This window comes from Aeromicrobium halocynthiae, from assembly GCF_039531385.1.
Taxonomy (GTDB): domain Bacteria; phylum Actinomycetota; class Actinomycetes; order Propionibacteriales; family Nocardioidaceae; genus Aeromicrobium; species Aeromicrobium halocynthiae.
Map to the genome: position 1 here is coordinate 141741 of NZ_BAAAPY010000001.1, position 19248 is coordinate 160988.

The 19248-nt window shown below is 71.4% G+C and carries 18 protein-coding genes; 11 read left to right on the forward strand and 7 right to left on the reverse strand.

Annotated features, from left to right (window positions below):
• Positions 1-22 precede the first annotated feature (22 nt).
• Both ABD213_RS00605 and serB read right to left on the reverse strand, forming a co-directional pair.
• Positions 23-1225: an MFS transporter gene (locus ABD213_RS00605; protein ID WP_344323066.1), complete on the reverse strand. Its 1203-nt coding sequence runs from the start codon at positions 1223-1225 to the stop codon at positions 23-25.
• The gene (serB, locus tag ABD213_RS00610) at positions 1222-2433 is read right to left on the reverse strand and encodes a phosphoserine phosphatase SerB (RefSeq protein ID WP_344323067.1); all 1212 of its coding nucleotides are present in this window, start codon (positions 2431-2433) and stop codon (positions 1222-1224) included. Before serB ends, ABD213_RS00605 begins: the two co-directional genes overlap by 4 nt.
• 106 nt (positions 2434-2539) lie before the next feature.
• On the opposite strand from serB, the gene ABD213_RS00615 reads away from it, so the two are divergent.
• From ABD213_RS00615 to bluB, 4 genes are all read left to right on the forward strand, one after another.
• On the forward strand, positions 2540-3343 hold the full coding sequence (locus tag ABD213_RS00615; protein ID WP_344323068.1) for an ABC transporter ATP-binding protein: 804 nt from the start codon (positions 2540-2542) through the stop codon (positions 3341-3343).
• Positions 3344-3437: 94 nt separating this feature from the next.
• Positions 3438-3881: an NfeD family protein gene (locus ABD213_RS00620; RefSeq protein ID WP_344323069.1), complete on the forward strand. Its 444-nt coding sequence runs from the start codon at positions 3438-3440 to the stop codon at positions 3879-3881.
• 333 nt (positions 3882-4214) lie between these two features.
• Positions 4215-5294 (forward strand): SPFH domain-containing protein, encoded by a 1080-nt coding sequence (locus ABD213_RS00625; protein ID WP_344323071.1) that lies wholly within the window; start codon positions 4215-4217, stop codon positions 5292-5294.
• A complete protein-coding gene (gene bluB, locus ABD213_RS00630; protein WP_344323073.1) occupies positions 5291-5920 on the forward strand; it encodes a 5,6-dimethylbenzimidazole synthase in 630 nt (209 codons plus the stop codon). The genes ABD213_RS00625 and bluB overlap by 4 nt, the downstream gene beginning before the upstream one ends.
• Positions 5921-5964: 44 nt before the next feature.
• On the opposite strand, the gene ABD213_RS00635 is transcribed toward bluB, so the two are convergent.
• A complete protein-coding gene (locus tag ABD213_RS00635) occupies positions 5965-6492 on the reverse strand; it encodes a YbhB/YbcL family Raf kinase inhibitor-like protein (RefSeq protein ID WP_344323075.1) in 528 nt (175 codons plus the stop codon).
• Positions 6493-6593: 101 nt separating this feature from the next.
• On the opposite strand from ABD213_RS00635, the gene ABD213_RS00640 reads away from it, so the two are divergent.
• Both ABD213_RS00640 and ABD213_RS00645 read left to right on the forward strand, forming a co-directional pair.
• The gene (locus ABD213_RS00640; RefSeq protein ID WP_344323077.1) at positions 6594-7433 is read left to right on the forward strand and encodes a TrmH family RNA methyltransferase; all 840 of its coding nucleotides are present in this window, start codon (positions 6594-6596) and stop codon (positions 7431-7433) included.
• 10 nt (positions 7434-7443) lie between these two features.
• Positions 7444-8055: a 1-acyl-sn-glycerol-3-phosphate acyltransferase gene (locus tag ABD213_RS00645; RefSeq protein ID WP_344323079.1), complete on the forward strand. Its 612-nt coding sequence runs from the start codon at positions 7444-7446 to the stop codon at positions 8053-8055.
• On the opposite strand, the gene def is transcribed toward ABD213_RS00645, so the two are convergent.
• Positions 8010-8603, reverse strand: a complete 594-nt coding sequence (def, locus tag ABD213_RS00650) for a peptide deformylase (protein WP_344323081.1) — start codon at positions 8601-8603, stop codon at positions 8010-8012. The genes ABD213_RS00645 and def overlap by 46 nt on opposite strands.
• Before the next feature lie 202 nt (positions 8604-8805).
• Between def and ABD213_RS00655 the strand changes: the two genes are divergently transcribed.
• The 3 genes from ABD213_RS00655 (at position 8806) to ABD213_RS00665 (ending at position 11857) form a co-directional block, all read left to right on the forward strand.
• Positions 8806-10113: an acyl-CoA dehydrogenase family protein gene (locus ABD213_RS00655; protein WP_344323083.1), complete on the forward strand. Its 1308-nt coding sequence runs from the start codon at positions 8806-8808 to the stop codon at positions 10111-10113.
• A 13-nt stretch (positions 10114-10126) separates the two neighbouring features.
• Positions 10127-11341 (forward strand): acyl-CoA dehydrogenase family protein, encoded by a 1215-nt coding sequence (locus ABD213_RS00660; RefSeq protein ID WP_344323085.1) that lies wholly within the window; start codon positions 10127-10129, stop codon positions 11339-11341.
• A gap of 63 nt (positions 11342-11404) precedes the next feature.
• Positions 11405-11857, forward strand: a complete 453-nt coding sequence (locus tag ABD213_RS00665; protein ID WP_344323087.1) for a MarR family winged helix-turn-helix transcriptional regulator — start codon at positions 11405-11407, stop codon at positions 11855-11857.
• Between the two features lie 22 nt (positions 11858-11879).
• Here ABD213_RS00665 and ABD213_RS00670 read toward each other — a convergent pair whose 3' ends face one another.
• Positions 11880-12899 carry a zinc-binding dehydrogenase gene (locus tag ABD213_RS00670; RefSeq protein WP_344323089.1) on the reverse strand — a complete coding sequence of 340 codons (1020 nt, stop codon included), beginning with the start codon at positions 12897-12899 and terminating at the stop codon, positions 11880-11882.
• A gap of 73 nt (positions 12900-12972) precedes the next feature.
• Here ABD213_RS00670 and ABD213_RS00675 point away from each other — a divergent pair, with 73 nt between their 5' ends.
• Entirely contained in the window at positions 12973-13335 is a 363-nt protein-coding gene (locus ABD213_RS00675) for an FKBP-type peptidyl-prolyl cis-trans isomerase (RefSeq protein WP_344323091.1), read from the forward strand.
• A 67-nt stretch (positions 13336-13402) separates the two neighbouring features.
• Here ABD213_RS00675 and hrpA read toward each other — a convergent pair whose 3' ends face one another.
• The gene (hrpA, locus tag ABD213_RS00680) at positions 13403-17050 is read right to left on the reverse strand and encodes an ATP-dependent RNA helicase HrpA (RefSeq protein ID WP_344323093.1); all 3648 of its coding nucleotides are present in this window, start codon (positions 17048-17050) and stop codon (positions 13403-13405) included.
• Between the two features lie 61 nt (positions 17051-17111).
• On the reverse strand, positions 17112-17876 hold the full coding sequence (locus tag ABD213_RS00685; RefSeq protein ID WP_344323095.1) for a CPBP family intramembrane glutamic endopeptidase: 765 nt from the start codon (positions 17874-17876) through the stop codon (positions 17112-17114).
• Positions 17877-17928: 52 nt separating this feature from the next.
• Between ABD213_RS00685 and ABD213_RS00690 the strand changes: the two genes are divergently transcribed.
• Positions 17929-19203 (forward strand): DUF445 domain-containing protein, encoded by a 1275-nt coding sequence (locus tag ABD213_RS00690; RefSeq protein ID WP_344323097.1) that lies wholly within the window; start codon positions 17929-17931, stop codon positions 19201-19203.
• Positions 19204-19248 lie beyond the last annotated feature (45 nt).

Sequence of the window (19248 nt, forward strand, 5' to 3'; positions counted from 1 at the left end):
CTGGACCGAGCGGTGGCGGGGGTCATTCCCGCCACCGCAGGGCCGCCGCGACCGCCGACAGCAGCACGACCAGTGCGCCGTAGGCGACCGTGGCGACCAGCAGCCCGACCTCCGGCACGACGAGGCCGAGGATCACCGCGGGGACGCTGAAGGCGAGGTAGCTGACGGTGAAGATCGCCGAGAACAGCGCACCGCGCTCCTGCGGTGAGGCCGTCGGGGTGAGCGACTGCATCACCCCGAGGAAGGCGGTGCCGAACCCGAAGCCCGCCACGACCACGGCCAGCAGGAAGCCGACCAGCGTGTGCGCCAGCAGTGCGGCGACGGTCAGTGCGGTGCCGACGGCGAGCGCGCTCGTGCCGAGGACCGCGATCTGGCGCGCCGCACGGCGACGCACGGCGAAGCAGCCCACCGACCCCGACGCCATCAGGAGCGCCACGGCGAGTCCCTGGACGGCGCTGGAGGAGCCGCCGAGCTCTCGAGCGACGAGCGGGGAGACGAGCGAGAGGTACAGGCCGCCCGTCGCCCATCCCGCCACGACCGCCGGGAGCGCCCGGACGAACATGGCGCGAGAGGTGGTCGGCACCGACACCGTCGGGACGAGGCTGCGACGCCAGCCCGGGACGCGAGGTGAGCTCTCCGGGCCCAGCAGCACCGCGGTGGCGAGCACGACGTACAGGACGGCGAAGCCACCGAAGACGACCGGTGCGGGGTCGCGCAGGGTGTCGATCGCGATGCCGGCACCCAGGGCGCCGACCGCGAGCCCCGCGAGCGGGAGGACCGTGTTGGCCACCGGCGCCGAACCCGGGCGGTCCGGCGGCTCCAGGTCGACCACCGCGGCCGAGAGGCTGGAGAGCAGCAACCCGGCGGCGACACCTTGCAGGGCCCTGGCGAGCAGGAGCGTCGCCACCGAGTCCGCGACGGCGAGCCCCACCATGCTCGCGGCGAGCACCCCGAGCCCGACCCCGACGACCGGACGCCTGCCGAGGTGGTCGGAGAGACCACCGGTCACGAGCAGGGTCAGGAGCAAGGTGACGACGTAGACGGCGAAGATCGTCGTCAGCACCGCGTCGCCGAAGCCGACGTCGGCCTGCAGGACCGGGTAGAACGGCGACGGTGCGCTGGCGCCGGCCAACATCGCGACCACCGCGGCGAGCATCACCACGAAACCAGGACCGGAGCCCCACGCGACGCCCCGCCTCGGAGGTGGTCGCACCGGCACGCTCATGCGGGGTCCCCGGCGTCGGCGGCCTCGACCTCCTCGCGGGTGATGCCGAGGAGGTACACGATCGAGTCGAGGTAGGGCGAGTTCAGGGACGTCCGCGCCTGACCTCGCACGAGTGGCTTGGCGTTGAAGGCGATGCCGAGGCCGGCGGCGGCCAGCATGTCGAGGTCGTTGGCGCCGTCACCGACGGCGACCGTGTTCTTGATGCCGATGCGCGCGTCGGCGGCGAAGCGTCGCAGCGCCTCGGCCTTGCCCGCACGGTCGACCACGTCCCCGACGACGCGGCCCGTCAGCCGGCCGCCGACGATCTCCAGCTCGTTGGCCGCGTGGTAGTCGATCCCGAGGTCGTCGGCGATGCGTTCGATGATCTGGGTGAATCCACCGCTGACGAGTGCGAAGCGGTAGCCCAGTCGCTTGAGCGTGCGGATCATCGTCCGCGCGCCGGGGGTGTAGACGAGTGCGTCGTAGACGTCGTCGAGCGCCGACTCGGGGACCCCGCGGAGCTTCTCGACGCGGTGGCGCAGCGACTGCTCGAAGTCCAGCTCGCCCCGCATGGCCGCCTCGGTCACGCCGGCCACCTCGTCGGCGCAGCCGGCGTGCTCGGCGAGCATCTCGATCACCTCGCCCTGGATCAGCGTGGAGTCGACGTCCATGACGATGAGTCGCTGGGCGTGCCGGAGGATGCCGCGCTCCTCGACCGCGAGGTCCACCTCGTGCTCGAAGGCCGCCGCCGCGAGGTCGGCCTGGAGCTGGTCCGGGTCGGCGCCGGAGACCTCCATCCGCAGCGCCGTCACGGGGTAGCGGGCGAGTCGCAGGATGCGGTCGATGTTGCCGCCGGCGTCCTTGATGCGCGCGGTCACCGCGGCCATGGCGGCCGGCGTGAGGGGATGGCCGAGGACGGTGACCTGGCTGCGACCGACGCGCCGGGGTCGGTTGTCACCCGTCCCGTGCTCGATCTCCACCTCGAGCCCGAGCTCCTCGCCCACGGCGCGGACGGACTCCTCGAGCGGCTCGGGCCGTTCCGGTCGCGTCGCCAGGACGCTGAGCACGAGGCGACCTCGCACGACGAGCTGCTCGACGTCGACGACCTCGAGCTCGTGGTGTGCCAGCTCTTCGAACAACCGGGTGGAGACGCCGCTGCGATCCGGTCCGGTGAGCGTCACCAGGACGGTGGGGGAGGTCAGGTGCAGCGCGGGCACGTGCTCGGTCACAGGGCCTGAGGCTATCGGCCGACCGCGCCGCGCGTCGTGGTCGGGCCACGATAGGTTGGGCGCGACGCCCAGACGATGCACACCAGGCCGCCCGGACGGAGGACCGATGACGACCGTGATCGAGCTCGAGTCGGTGTCCGTCCTGCGGCCGGGCAAGGCGCTGCTGACCGACGTCTCCTGGCGGGTCGAGGACGACCAGCGCTGGGTGGTGCTCGGCCCCAACGGCGCCGGCAAGAGCACGCTCATGCAGGTCGTCGGGGCCCAGATGCACCCGACGAGTGGCACGGCCGACATCCTCGGGGAGCGGCTCGGTCGCACCGAGGTCTTCGACCTGCGCACGCGCATCGGGCACAGCGGCACGGCGATCGCCGACCGCATCCCGCCGGCGGAGACGGTCGAGGACGTCGTCGTCTCGGCGGCGCACGCGGTCACCGGCCGGTGGCGCGAGACGTACGACGGCGACGACCTCGAGCGGGCGCATCAGATCCTCGGCGAGCTCGGGATCCGAGCGCTCTCGCACCGCACCTTCGGCACGCTGTCCGAGGGTGAGCGCAAGCGCACCCTCATCGCGCGTGCGCTCATGACCGACCCCGAGCTGCTGCTGCTCGACGAGCCGGGCGCCGGGCTCGACCTCGGTGCGCGCGAGGACCTCCTGATGAGCCTGGAGATCCTCTCCACGGCGCCCGGTGCACCGGTCGTCGTGATGGTGTCCCACCACGTCGAGGAGATCCCTCCGGGCTTCACCCACGTCCTGCTGCTACGTGACGGTCGGGTGGTGGAGGCCGGGCCGATCGAGCAGACCCTCACCGCCGCAGCCCTGGGCCGCACCTTCGGGATGCGCCTCGAGCTGAACAAGGTCGGCCAGCGGTACGCCGCCCGCCGAGCCGCCTTCGGTCACCGAGCAGGATGAGTTCGCGTCGGCCGGTCGCGGGGCGGTGCGCTGGTACCCTTGGGGTACCGCTCTCGGTCGTCCGGACGGGCGACCCGACGACAGGAGATCGACCATGATCGAGTGGCTCGCCGACAACGCGTGGGTGGTCTGGATCGGCATCGCCGTCCTGCTGGCGATCGTGGAGATGATGAGCCTGGACCTCATCTTCCTGATGTTCGCCCTCGGCGCGCTGACGGCGGCCGTCGTCAGTGGTCTCGGTGGGCCGTTGTGGCTGGCCCTGCTCGTCTTCGCCGCCGTCGGCACCGGGCTGTTGTACTTCGCGCGCCCACCGATGGTCGCTCGACTGCACCGGGGTCCGACGCTCACGACCGGTCACCACAACCTCGTCGGCCGCACCGCCGTGGTGTCCGAGGCCGTCGACACCTTCCGCGGGCGGGTCGAGCTCGCCGGCGAGGTCTGGTCGGCCCGCACCGAGTCGGGCGACCCGCTGGCGCCGGGTGTGGAGGTCGTCGTCACCCGCATCGACGGTGCCACCGCCGTCGTCGCAGAGCGGTGAGCCGGACCGGGTCCCTGCCCACGTGAGCGACCACGGACCGGTGGCGCACCAGGTCCACGCGGCGCGGCGGGCGAGGACAGGGAGGCTGACCCACCGTCGCGCCTCCGTCGAGGGGCACGCCCCCGGGGTGCCGGAGGCACCGGCCGCGTGGACCGCTCGCGACGACGTGTGCGGCACGACGACCCGGCGACGGAGCGGGGGCAGGTCGCCAGCACCCGGAGGACCGACCGGTTCGTGCCCGACGCCTCCGGCCCGTAGGGTCGGTGCCACCGACACCCCCCCGTCCGACGAGTCCCCACCGCCCGCCCCACCCACCGTCCTGGAGGAAATGAGATGTTCCCGACAGCCCTGACCGTGGTCCTCGTGCTGCTGGTGATCCTCGCGATCGTCGCCGTCTCGATGACCGTCAAGATCGTGCCCCAGGCACGCGCCGGCATCGTCGAGCGATTCGGCAAGTACCGCGCGACGCTCCCGGCCGGCCTCAACATCGTCATGCCGTTCGTCGACAAGGTCCGCTACATGATCGACACGCGCGAGCAGGTCGTGTCGTTCCCGCCCCAGCCGGTGATCACCGAGGACAACCTGACCGTCTCGATCGACACCGTCATCTACTTCCAGGTCACCGACCCCGTCTCGGCCACCTACGAGATCGCCAACTACATCCAGGCCATCGAGCAGCTGACCATGACGACGCTGCGCAACATCATCGGCGGCATGAGCCTGGAGCACGCGCTCACGAGCCGCGACCAGATCAACTCCGGCCTGCGCGGCGAGCTCGACGGCGCCACCGGCAAGTGGGGAATCCGCGTGAACCGCGTCGAGCTCAAGGGCATCGACCCGCCGCCGTCGATCTCCGACGCGATGGAGAAGCAGATGCGCGCCGAGCGCGACAAGCGCGCCGCGATCCTGACCGCCGAGGGCGAGCGGCAGTCCGCGATCCTCTCGGCCGAGGGCTCCAAGCAGGCCTCGATCCTCACGGCGGAGGGTGAGAAGCAGGCCCAGATCCTGAACGCCCAGGCCGACCGTCAGGCCTCCATCCTGCGCGCGCAGGGCGAGGGCCAGGCGATCCAGACGGTCTTCCAGGCCATCCACGACGGGAACCCCGACCAGAAGCTCCTGGCCTACCAGTACCTCCAGACGCTGCCCAAGATCGCACAGGGCGAGAACGCGTCCACCTGGATCGTGCCCGCCGAGCTCACCAAGGCGCTCGGCTCGATCGGCGGTGCCATCGGGACGGTCCCCGTCGACGGTGGCGGGTCGAAGAAGCGCGTCGACATGGAGGCCCCGGTCGTCGAGGAGACCGAGGACGACGCCGGGACCCAGGAGGCCGTCGAGGCCGCCCTGGAAGCGGCGAAGGACGCCGAGGGCCCGGGTGCCACGCCGAAGAGTCGACCGGCCCCCGACGCCGAGTGACGCAGGAGTTCGACCACGCCGAGCGCGAGGCCGTCTACCGGGTCATCGCCGAGCGCCGCGACATGCGGCACTTCGCCGGTGGCTCGGTGGACGAGCTCGTCCTGCGTCGTCTGCTCGAGGCCGCGCACGCGGCGCCCAGCGTCGGTCTCATGCAGCCGTGGCGCTTCCTGCGGATCGTCGACGCGACGGTCCGCGAGCAGATCGGCGCGCTCGTCGCCGACGAACGCGACCGCACCGCCGCGGTGATGGGGGAGCGGGCCGCAGAATTCCTCCGTCTGAAGGTCGAGGGCATCGCCGACTGCGCCGAGCTGCTCGTCGTCGCGCTCGGCGAAGGTCGCGACGGGCACGTCTTCGGGCGTCGCACCATGCCCCACATGGATCTCGCGTCCGTCGCGTGCGCCATCGAGAACCTCTGGCTCGCCGCACGAGCGGAGAACCTCGGGATGGGATGGGTCTCGATGTTCGACCCCGTGGCACTCGGCGACCTCCTCGACCTACCCGAAGGCTCCGAGCCGGTGGCCGTGCTCTGCCTCGGGCCCGTGGACCGCTTCTACGACCGTCCGATGCTCGTCGAGGAGCGGTGGGCGCGAGCCAGACCTCTCGACGAGCTGCTCGAGCAGAGATGACGCGAGCCGTCCGACGGTGTCGTCGGACGGCTCGCGGGTGGCACTCAGTGCTGGTACGTGCCGTGGACGATCGCGCGTCCGAGCGTCTTGAACGCGAGGTTGAAGCCCACGACGGCCGGGCTGGCGTCGGCGTCGACGCCGAGGGTGGGCTCGCCGACCGCGTGCACGACGAAGTAGTAGCGGTGCACCTGGTCGCCCTCCGGGGGCGCAGCGCCCATGAAGTTCTTCGCACCACCGTCGTTGCGCACGTGGAAGGCGTCGCCCGGCAGGCTGTCGTCGCCCGCGCCGGCACCGGCGTCCAGGGAGGTGACGTCGGCGGGGATGTCGACCGCCGTCCAGTGCCAGAAGCCGGAGACGGTCGGGGCGTCGGGGTCGAAGCAGGTCACGACGTAGGACTGCGTCCCCTCGGGGGCACCGGACCAGGACAGCTGCGGTGAGGTGTCGCCGCCGGCGTTGACCTGGTCGTCCTTCAACGGCTGGCCATCGCTCACGTCGGTGCTCGTGACGTCGAAGGAGGCGACCTCCGGCAGCAGGGTGTACGGGTCGGGGCTCACGGGGCGTTCGAGACTCATGCCGTCCACGGTAGTGCGAAGTGAGGCGCGCGACACGTCGAGGAACGGGGGACCCGCCTCCCGGGGGCATGCGCCGTCCCTCCCGCCGTAGGCTGACCTGCGTGCCCGACCTGGTCCGCCTCGACGATTCCGCCGACGACCGGCTCCGCGACTACGTCGCCCTGCGGGACGTCCAGCTCCGTTCGGCGCTGGAGGGTGAGCGCGGACTGTTCATCGCCGAGGGGGAGAAGGTCGTCCGTCGGGCGCTCGAGGCGGGGTACCGTCCCCGCTCCTTCCTCATGGCCGAACGCTGGCTCGACGGTCTCGCCGAGCTCATGGCCGGCCACGACGTGCCGTGCTTCGTGCTGGAGGAGCGCGCCATCGAGTCGCTGACCGGCTTCCACGTGCACCGCGGCGCCCTCGCAGCGTTCGAGCGCCCGGAGCTCCCGTCGGTCGAGGACGTCCTCACCGGGGCACGTCGCGTCGTGGTGCTGGAGGACCTCGTCGACCACACGAACGTCGGTGCGGTCTTCCGCAGCGTGGCGGCGTTCGGCTTCGACGCGGTGCTGCTCTCGCCGCGGTGCGCCGACCCGCTCTACCGGCGCTCGGTCAAGGTCGCGATGGGGTCGGTGTTCCGCCTCCCGTACGCACGGATCGAGGACTGGTTCGCGACGCCCACGACGCTGCGGTGCGCGGGCTTCACGACGCTCGCGATGACCCTCGCCGAGGACGCGGTGCCGCTCGACACGATCGACGCCGACGTGGACCGGCTCGCCGTCGTGCTCGGGTCGGAGGGTCACGGCCTGAGCGACCACTGGCAGGACTCCGCCGACCTGCGTGTCACCATCCCGATGGCCGCGCAGATCGACTCCCTGAACGTGGCCGCCTCGGCCGCGGTGGCCTGCTGGCAGCTGCGCCCGCGCGGACGGTCCGGCGAGACGGCCGCGACCGGCACGGCCTAGTCTGCGCTGCATGGTCGTTCGTCGAGGTCTCGCCCGCACCGTCGTCCGCATGATGCGGTACCGGATGGTCGGCGACCTGCCGAAGGAAGGCATCCTCGTCGGTGCGCCGCACACCTCGAACTGGGACTTCGTGACGATGCTGCTCGTCATGTGGCACCACGGCGCCCACCCGCGCGTCTTGGTCAAGGCCGAGCTGTTCCGCGGACCGCTGGGCTGGCTGCTGCGCCGCATGGGCGGCGTGCCGCTCGATCGTTCCAACGCCTCCGAGGTGATCCCTGGGCTCGTCGCCGAGGCGCGGTCGTCGGGGGAGCCGTTCCGGCTCGTGATCGCGGCCGAGGGCACCCGCTCGAGGGGGACGTACTGGAAGTCCGGGTTCCGCCGGCTGTCGCTGCAGACCGGACTGCCGATCACGCTCGCCTTCTTCGACCCCCCGACGCGCACCATGGGCTTCGGACCGACCTTCCACGCGAGCGACGACGTCGTCGCGGACATGGACCTCGTGCGGTCCTTCTACGCCGACAAGCCCGGCATCAAGCCGGCGGATGCCACCGTGCCGCGGTTGCGCGAGGAGGACGCTCAGTCCTCGAGCGAGGCCGGGGAGACCGGCCAGTCCTCCGGGTAGGCGTCGGCCAGCTCTCGGTGCTGCTTGTAGAGCCGCTTGCGGGCCTTCTCGGGGATCCGGTCGCCGAACACCGTCCCGTTGAGGTGGTCGGTCTCGTGCTGCAGGCACCGCGCCAGCAGCCCGGTGCCGTGGAACGTGACCGGCTCCCCGTGCTCGTCGAGGCCGGTGACCGTGGCCTCGTCCGGGCGTGAGCAGGACGTGAAGGCGCCCGGGAGGGACAGGCAGCCCTCGTCGGCCTCCTCCAGCTGACGTGCCGCGCCCTCGGGCAGATCCAGGACCGGGTTGCAGACGACGCCTGTGACCCGGACGTCGTCGGCGTCGGGACAGTCGAAGACGAACACCTTCAGGTCGACGCCGACCTGGTTCGCGGCGAGTCCGACACCGTTCGCGGCGGCCATCGTCGCCACCATGTCCGCGACGAGGACCTGCAGCTCGTCGTCGAACTGTGTGACCTCGCGGAGCTCGCGGTGCATCACCGGCGTGCCCCAGCGGGTGATCGGACGGACGGAGCCGCCAGGGGGCAGCGGGCGCGACGACGGGTGGGACACCGGACCTCCAGAACGGGTGAGAGAGCAGGGCCAACCTACCGCCGTCGGTGCCGCGGTGATCTGCGACACCGACCGTACCCAAAAGTGCAACTCTGAGTTACATTTGTCGTGCGGCGGGCACCACGGCTCGACCGCTGCGCGACGCTCGTCCGTCCGCCCCGAACCGATCTGTTGTCAGCCTCATCCTCACCAAGGAGCTCTCGTGGCCAATCGCAAGGACCCCATGGGCATCGGGCTGGCGGTGCTGAACCGCATCGCCAGCTCCCCGGCCATCGACCGACTCGGCCTGCGCAAGGCCACCGAGCGCGCCGTCTACCAGGGGGCCAAGTCCGGCTTCCAGGCCGCCGGCACCGCCAACCGCACCTTTAAGCGCGTCTCGGGCTCGGGCAAGGCCCGCCGCCAGAGCCGCCCCTCCGACTCCGGCCTCTTCGACCTCACGCCGACCGAGGACCAGCAGATGATCGTCGGCGTCATGAACGAGTTCGCGAGCGAGGTGCTGCGACCCGCCGCCGAGGAGGCCGACGCGAACGACCTCACGAGCAAGGAGGTCCTGTCGCAGACGAGCGAGTTCGGCCTCACGCTGCTCAACGTCCCCGAGGAGCTCGGGGGACTCTCCGAGGAACGCTCTGCCGTCACCGGCGCACTCGTCGCCGAGGCCCTCTCCGAGGGCGACATGGGCCAGGCCGTCGCGTGCCTGGCCCCCGCCGCCGTCGCCACGGCGATCTCCCTCTGGGGCTCCGACGAGCAGCAGCAGACGTACCTGCCGTCCTTCACCGGCGACGACGTCCCCGCCGCGGCGCTCGCGTTGTCCGAGCCCACGGCGCTGTTCGACCCGCTGCGGCCGGCCGCCACGGCCCGCCGCGAGGGCGGTTCGCTCGTCCTCGACGGCATCAAGTCCGGCGTCGTCCGTGGCACCGAGGCCGAGCTGTTCGTCATCGGCGTCGAGCTCGACGGCGAGCCGCGCCTGGTGATCGTCGAGTCCGGGAGCGAGGGCGTGTCTCTCGCCGAGGACCCCAGCATGGGTCTGCGCGCCGCCTCCCTGACCCGGCTCAAGCTCGACGGCGTCCGCGTCGAGGAGTCGGCCCTGCTCGGCACGAGCGAGGACTACCGCGAGTGCGTCCGCCTCTCCCGCGTTGCGTGGGCCGCGCTGGCCGCCGGGACCGGCAAGGCGGTCTTCGACTACGTCAAGGAGTACGTGAAGGGCCGCGAGGCCTTCGGCGAGCCGATCGCGCACCGCCAGTCCGTCGCCTTCATGGTCGCCAACATCGCCATCGAGCTCGAGGGCCTGCGGCTCGTGACCCTCAAGGCGGCGTCCCGACTCGAGCAGGGCCGCGACGCCTCCCGCGAGGTGGCGCTCGCGCGTCGCCTCGCCGCCGACTACGGCATGAAGATCGGCACCGACGGCGTCCAGCTGCTCGGTGGTCACGGCTTCGTCAAGGAACACCCCGTCGAGCGCTGGTACCGCGACCTGCGCGCCGTCGCCGTCATGGAAGGAGTCGTCCTCGTCTGAGGGCAGCACACCGATGATCAATCTCGACACCCCCAAGAAGTTCCGCGCCTTCGTCGGCCAGGCCAACCAGGTCGCGGCGGAGTTCCTGCGTGCCAACTCGCGCAAGTACGACCGCGCCGAGCACGCCTACCCCAAGGAGCTCGACCTCCTCGCGTCCCTGATCGACGGCATGGGCGACTCCGGCCAGAGCCAGGGCGCCGGCGCCGCGGGCGTGCGTCGCACCGACGACGGTTCCGGCGACACCACGGTCAAGAACGGCACCAACCTCTCCTCGGTGCTCTCCATCATCGAGATGTGTTGGGGCGACGTCGGCCTGCTGCTCTCGATGCCGCGCCAGGGTCTCGGGAACTCCGCCATCGCCTCGGTCGCCACCGACGAGCAGCTGGAGAAGTTCGAGGGCACGTGGGCCGCCATGGCGATCACCGAGCCGGGCGCCGGCTCGGACTCGGCGGCCATCCGTACGACGGCCGTCAAGGACGGTGACGAGTACGTGCTCAACGGCGAGAAGATCTACGTCACCTCCGGTGACCGTGCCGACTCCGTCGTCGTGTGGGCGACGCTCGACAAGGACCTCGGTCGCGCGGCCATCAAGAGCTTCGTGGTCCCGAAGTCGCTGCCCGGCATCAGGGTGGAGCGACTCGAGCACAAGCTCGGCATCCGTGCGTCCGACACGGCCGTGATCGTGCTCGACAACTGCCGCGTGCCGGCCGAGAACCTGCTCGGCAGCCCGGAGATCGACACCAAGCAGGGCTTCGCGGGTGCCATGGCGACCTTCGACAACACCCGCCCGCTGGTGGCCGGCATGGCCGTCGGCTGCGCCCGCGCGGCGCTGGAGCTCACCCGCGAGCTCCTGGAGGACGCCGGCGTCGTGATCGACTACGACCGGCCGCTGTCGACGCAGTCGCACGCCGCCGCCACCTTCATCCAGATGGAGGCCGACTGGGAGGCCGCCCTGCTGCTGACGCTGGAGGCGGCGTGGCTGGCCGACAACCGCAAGCCCAACTCCGTCGAGGCGTCGATGTCCAAGGCCAAGGCCGGGCGCGTCGGCAACGAGATCACGCTCAAGTGCGTCGAGCTCGCCGGGTCCCTCGGCTACGGCGAGACCGAGCTGCTGGAGAAGTGGTCGCGTGACTCCAAGATCCTCGACATCTTCGAGGGCACCCAGCAGATCCAGCAGCTCATCGTGGCGCGCCGGATCCTCGAGCTGTCGTCCTCGCAGCTGCGCTGAGGGTGGCTCGCGGATCCGGGTGGAGACGTCGGGCAGCGGACGGCCGGTCGTAGGATGACCCCCATGAGCCGTCAGCTGCCCGACGACTTCCACGTCGACTACGAGCTGGCCCGCCTGGTCCGGCACGTCCGTGCCCGGTCGCTCGCCCACCTCTCGAGGATCCACGAGCGGCTCGACTACAACACCTTCGTGGTCTTCATCGCGGTCTGCGACGCCCCGGAGGGCGTGCGCGCCTCCGATCTCGCGGAGTCGCTGCGCGTGCACAAGTCGACGATCAGCCGAGCGGTCACCGCGATGGAGCAGATGGAGCTCGTGCACCGGGTGGCGGACCCCGAGGACGGGCGCGCGCAGCTGTTGACGCCGCGCCCGGAGGCCAGGGAACAGCTGGAGCGGTTCCGTCGCGAGAGCCACGACTGGCTCGTGACGCTGATGAAGGACTGGACCCCGACGGAGCTGTCCGGCTTCGCCCGCCAGCTCGGCCGCCTCAACGACGCGATGGAGGACCACCCGTTCTGAGTGGTGCCGGGTCTGCCTGCACTCAGGGGCGCAGCATCACCTTGGTCGCGCGACGCTCGTCCATGGCGCGGTACGCCTCGGCGACGTCGGCGAGCGCCATCTCGGCGTCGAAGACCCGGCCGGGCAGGATCGAGCCGTCGAGGACGTCTGGCAACAGGTCGGGCAGGTAGGAACGGACCGGGGCGACCCCGCCGGCCAGGTTGGAGTTCGTGGCGAACATGACGGGCATGTTGAGCTCGACGCCGTGCGGGATGCCGACGTAGCCGACCGTCCCGCCGGGCCGCACGGACTGGAACGCCTGCTTCATGGCCTCCTTCGTGCCGACGCACTCCAGCACGGAGTCCGCGCCGATGCCGCCGAGGATCTCTTTCACGGCGTTCGCACCCTCCCGTCCTCGCTCCTCGACGACGTGGTCGGCGCCGAAGGATCGGGCGATGTCCTGGCGCGCGGCGTGGCGCGACATCGCGACGACCGTCGCCGCGCCGAGACGCTTGGCAGCGAGCACGCCGCTGAGGCCGACCGCGCCGTCGCCGACGACGACCACCGTGCTGCCCTCGCCGACCCGGGCCGACACGGCTGCGTGGTGCCCGGTGGGGAACACGTCGGACAGGGTGAGCAGGTGGGGGATCATCGCCTCGTCGACGGTTCCGGGCACCGTCACGAGGGTGCCGTCGGCGAACGGCACCCGCACCAGCTCGCACTGACAGCCCGTGTACCCGCCCCCGTTGACGCACGAGGACTGGATCCCCTTGGCGCAGAGCGCACAGGTGTTGTCGGAGAACAGGAACGGGGCGATGACGAAGTCGCCGACGGCCACCGCCTCGACGGCGGAGCCGACCTGCTCGACGACGCCGACGAACTCGTGGCCGATCTGCTGCGGGCCGTTGGCCCCGGTGGAGGTGTCGCGGTAGGGCCAGAGGTCGCTGCCGCACACGCAGGCAGCGACGACCCGCACGACCGCGTCGGTGTCGTCGGTGAGCTGGGGGTCGGGGACGGTCTCCAGGCGGATGTCACCGGGGCCGTGGATCATCGTGGCGCGCATGGTCCGATCCTCCCAGAGGCGGGGCCGCGGTGCCCGGCGCGGCACGCCGGCGGCCGCGTGCGAGGATCGAGGCATGACCTCCAAGCCTGAAGTCGACTTCATCGAGGGCCCCGCGCCCACCGAGCTCCAGATCGACGACATCACCGAGGGAGACGGCCCCGAGGCCGTCGCCGGCGGCGTCGTCGACGTCCACTACGTCGGGGTCGAGTTCGACACCGGCGAGCAGTTCGACGCGTCCTGGGACCGTGGCCAGTCCGTCCGTTTCCCCCTGAACCAGCTCATCGCCGGGTGGCAGGAAGGCATCCCCGGCATGAAGGTCGGCGGTCGGCGTCGGCTCATCTGCCCGCCCGAGCTCGCCTACGGTCCGGCCGGTGGCGGTCACCGCCTCTCGGGCAAGACGCTCGTCTTCGTCATCGACCTGATGGGCGTCGGCTGACTCGACGAGCCACCCATCACCTGCTGTCACGAGGGCCCGCGACCGGTTCGGTCGCGGGCCCTCGTGTTCAGACGACCAGCTCGTCGAGCATCCGGCGGACCCGCTTCATCGACACCGGGTGCGCGGTGCCGAGGTTCTGGGCGTAGCGACTGACGCGCAGCTCCTCGAAGGCCCACCGCACCTGCTGGACGTCGGGCGCGAGACGACGCCACCGTGAGCACGCGGCAGTGCGCTCGTGGAACTCCGCCTCGAGGTCGGCGATGTCGTGCGACGACGGCGCTTTCGGCGTCTGGAGCCGACGCGCGGCAGCCTGCAGGTAGATCGGGAGCCGGCGCAGCTGCACCCGCCCGAGCTCCCGGACGAAACCGTCGAAGACCAACCAGGACAGCTGCACCCGGACGTCCTCGACCACGTCCTGCGGGGCCCTCGTCGTCGAGTCCGTCGGGACCTTGGCGAGGGTCTCCACCGCACGGAGGACGTCGCGGACGATCGACTCGGTGACGTCGTGCACGTCAGGGCGGACGAGGTCACGCAGGACGGTGAAGTCCTGCTCGTCCCACGCCGTGCCGTGCTCGGCGACCAGGTGGTCGAGGGCAGCGAGTCGCGCGTCGTCGAGCACGGCGGCGGGGTCGCGGTACGGCGCGGCGGACAACGTGAGCTTCTGCTTCAGGTCGAGCGCCTTGCCGAGTCGCGGCGTCGTCGTGGGCAGGGTGAGCGACAGCAGCCGGGCCTGGCCGCGGATCATCGCTGCGGCCTGCTCGGCGGGGGAGTCCAGCACCCGCAGCGCGACGGACCCGTCCTCGTCGACGAGCGCGGGGAAGCCGTCGACGCGACCGGCGCGCAGGACCGGCTCGAGCGTGCCGACGTCCCAGGTCGTGATGCCGGTGCGCTCCTGGCTCCGCGCGACGTTCTCGAGGTCGCGTCGCAGCTGGGGTTCGAGCCGTTCGCGCAGAGCGTCGAGGTCGCGACCGCGAGCGAGCTCCGTTCCGTCGTCGAGGACCCTGAAGACGACCCGCAGGTGGTCGGGCACCGCCGTGAGGTCGAGGACGTCCTCGGTGACCTCGGCCCCGACCCGGTGACGGATCTGCCGCACGAGCTCGGCGGTCAGGTCCGTGGCCCCGGGGTCCATGTCCTGCAGGATCTCGGCCGCGTGCTGCGGGGCGGGCACGAGCTGTCGTCGCAGGGGCTTGGGCAGGGTCCGCAGCAGCTCGGTGACGAGCTCGAGGCGGTGGCCCGGCACGTTCCAGACGAACTCGCGCGGGTCGAGGCCGAGGAGGTCGTCGAGGGGGACGTCGACGATGACCCCGTCGCTGTCGCTGCCGGGCTCGAAGGCGTAGCTGACGTCGTACTCCGCGCTCTCGGACCGCCACGCCGTCGGGAAGTCCTGCTCCAGGTCGTCGACGTCGATCCGCAGGAGGTCGTCGTCGAAGGTCAGCAGGTCCGGGTGCTCGCGCCGGACCTTCTTCCACCACGCGTCGAAGTGGCGCACCGAGACGACGTCGGCGGGCACGCGGGCGTCGTAGAAGTCGAACAGCGCCTCGTCGTCGACCCGCAGTCCTCGGCGCCTGACCCGCTCCTCGACCTGCTCGGCCTCCGCGACCAGCTCGGCGTTGCGGTGCCAGAAGCGGTGCTGCGTCCGCCACTCGCCGTCGACGAGGGCGTGGCGGATGAACAGCTCCCGGGCGAGGTGCGGATCGGTGCGGGACAGCGGCACGAGCCGGTCGGCGACGAGCGGCACGCCGTAGAGGGTGACGCGCTCGCGCGCCATCGCGGCACCGCGCCTGGCCGACCAGTGGGGTTCGGCGTACTGCCGCTTGACCAGGTGGGAGGCGGCCTTCTCGATCCACTCCGGCTCGACCTTCGCGACGTCGCGCGCCCACAGCCGTGACGTCTCCACGAGCTCTCCGGCCACGACGAACCGCGGCGGCTTCTTCGCAAGACCGGAGCCGGGAAAGACCATGAAGCGAGCGCCACGCGCACCGAGGAACTCCTTGCCGTCGCCCTCGCGCAGACCGACGTGCGACAGCAGACCCGTGAGAAGCGCCCGATGGACGTCGGCGGGGTCGGCGCCGACCTCACCGGGCTTCATCCCGAGCTCGCGGACGGTGCGCCGCAGCTGGGCGTGGATGTCCTGCCACTCGCGAACGCGCAGGTAGTGCAGGAACTCCTCGCGGCAGAGCCTGCGGAAGGCGTTGCCGGAGAGCTCCTGGCGCCTGTCGCGCAGGTAGGTCCACAGGCTCAGGTAGGACAGGAAGTCCGAGTCGGGCTGGCGGAAGCGGGCATGCTTGGCGTCGGCCGCGGCCTGCTGCTCCAGCGGTCGTTCCCTCGGGTCCTGGATGGACAGGGCCGAGACGATCACCAACACGTCGGCGAGGCAGTCGTGGCGGTCCGCGGCGAGCAGCATGCGCGCCATGCGGGGGTCGAGGGGGAGGCTCGCCATCGTCCGACCCAGCCGGGTGAGGCGCTCGCCCGAGGCCCCACCGGAGGCGCCGGCCCCGCGGCGACGGCCCCGGGACTCGTTCTCGGCGAGTGCCCCCAGCTCGCGCAGGAGGGTGAGGCCGTCGCTGACGGCCCGTGAGTCCGGCGGGTCGAGGAACGGGAAGTCGTCGATGCTGCCGAGGTCCTGCGCCGCCATCTGCAGCAGGACGGAGGCGAGGTTCGTGCGAAGGATCTCCGGGTCGGTGAACTCGGGGCGACCGTCGTGGTCCTCCTCCTCGTAGAGCCGGATGCAGATGCCGTCGGCGACCCGTCCGCAGCGGCCGGCACGCTGCGCGGCGCTGGCCTGCGAGATCGGCTCGATCGGCAGCCGCTGGACCTTCAGTCGCTGGCTGTAGCGGGAGATGCGGGCGTAGCCGGTGTCGATGACGTAGCGGATCCCGGGCACCGTCAGCGACGTCTCCGCGACGTTGGTGGCGAGCACGATCCGGCGACCGCCGTGGCCGCTGAAGATCTTCTGCTGGTCCTGCGCGGACAGTCGCCCGTAGAGAGGGAGGATCTCGGTGCGCGGCAGCCTGCGGGCGGTGAGGAGGTCGGCGGCGTCGCGGATCTCCCGCTCCCCGGAGAGGAAGACGAGGATGTCGCCCTCACGAGGGAGCTCGTCGACGGCAGCGACGATCGCGTCGTGCATGCCGTCGTCGTCGACCGGCGGTCGGTAGCGGACCTCGACGGGGTAGGTGCGTCCACTGACCTCGATCACCGGGGCGTCGAACATGGCACCGAAGCGTTCGACGTCGATGGTGGCCGACGTGATGACGAGCTTCAGGTCGGGGCGGCGGGGGAGGAGCCGCTTGAGGTAGCCGAGCAGGAAGTCGATGGAGAGAGTGCGTTCGTGGGCCTCGTCGATGATGATGCAGTCGTAGCGCCGCAGCTCGGGGTCGTGGTTGATCTCGGCGAGGAGCAGGCCGTCGGTGACGAGCCGGACGGCCGTCTCGGCGGTGGAGCGGTCGTCGAAGCGGACCGCGTACCCGACCTCTGCTCCCAGCTCGACCTCGCACTCGTCGGCGATCCGGCGCGCGACGGACCGGGCGGCGATGCGTCGCGGCTGGGTGTGGGCGATCCGGGTGGCGCCGGTCTCGAGCGCGATCTTGGGCAGCTGGGTGGTCTTGCCCGACCCTGTCTCGCCGGCGATCACGACGACCTGGTGGTCGCGGATCGTCTCGAGGATCTCGTCGTGCCGCTCGGAGATCGGCAGGGCGGGGTCGAAGGAGAGCTTCACGGCCCGGTCAGTCTAGGTGGTCACGGCCGCGCGGCGGTGGGCGCCCGGAGGCGGCCGCGCCTCAGCGCAGGCCCAGCTGCTCGCCCAGGTAGAGCATCCCCACGAAGGCGAACACGTCGAGCACGGTGTGGGCGATGACGAGGGGCAGGACACGGCCGGTCCGCAGGTACCACCAGCCGAAGATCAGCCCCATCAGGAAGTTGCCGACGCCCTGCCCGATGCCTTGGTACAGGTGGTAGCTGCCTCTCAGCGTCGCGCTGGCGACGACGACCTGCCACCGTCCCCAGCCCATCTGCGTGAGACGCGTGAAGAGGTAGCCGACCATGACCACCTCCTCGAGCAGCGCGTTCTGCACCGCCGCGAGGACCAGCACGACGGTGGTCCACCAGTACACGTTCGCAGGCACGGTAAGGATCTCGGCGGTCACGCCGAGCTCGCGGCCGACGAGGTAGAAGGCGATGCCCGGCAGACCGATCAGGGCGGCGAGGACGAAGCCCTCGGCCACGGCACGGACGGGGGAGGCGGTGGTCAGTCCCAGGCGTCGCACGAGGCGGGGGTCGTCGCGCCAGAGCAGGTAGAGGGCGAGGGCCACGGGCACGAGGGCGAAGCCGATGCCCATCAGCTGGTACGTCAGGTCGAACCAGGGTCGCTCGCTGCGGGTCGGGTTCAGCGTGGCTGTCGCTTCCCGCAGCGGTCCGCGGCTCAGCAGGTCGACGAGCCGCACGATCGCGTAGACGGCCGACTGTCCGAGGGACAGTCCCAGGACGATGAGCACCTCGACGCCGAGCACACGGCGCCCGGGGGACCGCACCTGCTCCTCCAGCATGCTGGGAGTGTACGCACGCCCGCCGATGCCGGCCCCTGACTAGGCTTCGCGCGTGACGACAGCGACGAACCTCCCCTCGGGCCTCAGCATCGGCGACACCGAGGCCGATGCCGACCGCCGTCGGCGGCTCCGGCGGATGCGGCTCGTGGCGCTGTCCCTGCTGCTCGTCGCCGCCGTGATCTTCGTGCTCACGCACGAGCAGGACGGATGGCTCGGCTACGTGAACGCCGGGGCCGAGGCCGGCATGATCGGCGCGATCGCCGACTGGTTCGCCGTCACCGCCCTCTTCCGGCACCCCCTCGGGCTGCCGATCCCGCACACCGCGATCATCCCTCGACGCAAGGAGACGCTCGGGGCGAGCCTGCAGGAGTTCGTGACGGAGAACTTCCTGCGTTCGGACGTGGTGCGCGAACGCATCCTGGTCGCCGGGCTCGCGACCCGCCTCGGTGCCTGGCTGTCCGACGAGCGCCACGCCCGACGGGCCGTCGAGGAGGGGTCGCGCATGGCAGCGCGCGCCCTCGCTCGAGTCCGACCCGACGACGTGAGTGCCGTCGTCACGGAGTCCATCATCCCGAGGCTCCTCGAGGAGCCCCTGAGCCCCGCAGCCGGTCAGGCGTTGGCGGAGGTCGTCGGCGAGGGAGCGCACGTGGGGCTGGTGGACCTGACGCTCGACGAGCTGGACGCGTGGTTGGTCCGCAACGCCGACGAGGTCAACGCCCTCGTCACGGACCGCGCCCCGTGGTGGACGCCCCAGTGGGTGGACGAGCGCGTGGCGCTCCGCCTGCACGCCGAGGCACTCGCCTGGGTCCGGGAGATCCGCGACGACCCCGAGCACCGCGCCCGACGGGCGCTCGACCGCCTGCTCGTCGACCTCGCCGACGACCTCCAGCACGACGCGGAGGTCCAGCAGCGCGCGGAGCGGCTCAAGCAGCGGGTCCTCACGCGACCACAGGTGGCGCGCACGTCCGTCGCCATCTGGGACGCCTTGCGCCGGGCCCTCATCGGGTCGCTCGAGGACGAGCAGGGCCTGCTCCGCCAGCGGGCGCTCGACGAGCTGCACCGAGCGGCCGAACGGCTGCAGACCGACGTCGAGCTGACCGAGACGGTCGACCGGCTGGCCGCCGACGCGGCCGGCTACGTCGTCGACCGGTACGGCTCGGAGGTCGCCACCATCATCTCGGCGACGGTCAATCGGTGGGACGGCAAGGAGACGGCGCAGCGCATCGAGCTGCACGTCGGCCGTGACCTGCAGTTCATCCGCATCAACGGCACCGTCGTGGGCGCACTCGTGGGCATCACCATCCACGGGCTCGTCCAGCTGCTGTGAGGGCGACCCGGTTCGGATCCGGTCCGAGGCTTTGCTAGAGTTGCC

What these genes read in the sequence shown, in the direction of transcription:
- ABD213_RS00605 (WP_344323066.1), bottom strand. Translation starts at nt 1,225, where the DNA reads ATGAGCGTGCCGGTGCGACCACCTCCGAGGCGGGGCGTCGCGTGGGGC.
- ABD213_RS00615 (WP_344323068.1), top strand. Translation starts at nt 2,540, where the DNA reads ATGACGACCGTGATCGAGCTCGAGTCGGTGTCCGTCCTGCGGCCGGGC.
- ABD213_RS00620 (WP_344323069.1), top strand. Translation starts at nt 3,438, where the DNA reads ATGATCGAGTGGCTCGCCGACAACGCGTGGGTGGTCTGGATCGGCATC.
- ABD213_RS00625 (WP_344323071.1), top strand. Translation starts at nt 4,215, where the DNA reads ATGTTCCCGACAGCCCTGACCGTGGTCCTCGTGCTGCTGGTGATCCTC.
- ABD213_RS00635 (WP_344323075.1), bottom strand. Translation starts at nt 6,492, where the DNA reads ATGAGTCTCGAACGCCCCGTGAGCCCCGACCCGTACACCCTGCTGCCG.
- ABD213_RS00645 (WP_344323079.1), top strand. Translation starts at nt 7,444, where the DNA reads ATGGTCGTTCGTCGAGGTCTCGCCCGCACCGTCGTCCGCATGATGCGG.
- ABD213_RS00660 (WP_344323085.1), top strand. Translation starts at nt 10,127, where the DNA reads ATGATCAATCTCGACACCCCCAAGAAGTTCCGCGCCTTCGTCGGCCAG.
- ABD213_RS00665 (WP_344323087.1), top strand. Translation starts at nt 11,405, where the DNA reads ATGAGCCGTCAGCTGCCCGACGACTTCCACGTCGACTACGAGCTGGCC.
- ABD213_RS00670 (WP_344323089.1), bottom strand. Translation starts at nt 12,899, where the DNA reads ATGCGCGCCACGATGATCCACGGCCCCGGTGACATCCGCCTGGAGACC.
- ABD213_RS00675 (WP_344323091.1), top strand. Translation starts at nt 12,973, where the DNA reads ATGACCTCCAAGCCTGAAGTCGACTTCATCGAGGGCCCCGCGCCCACC.
- ABD213_RS00685 (WP_344323095.1), bottom strand. Translation starts at nt 17,876, where the DNA reads ATGCTGGAGGAGCAGGTGCGGTCCCCCGGGCGCCGTGTGCTCGGCGTC.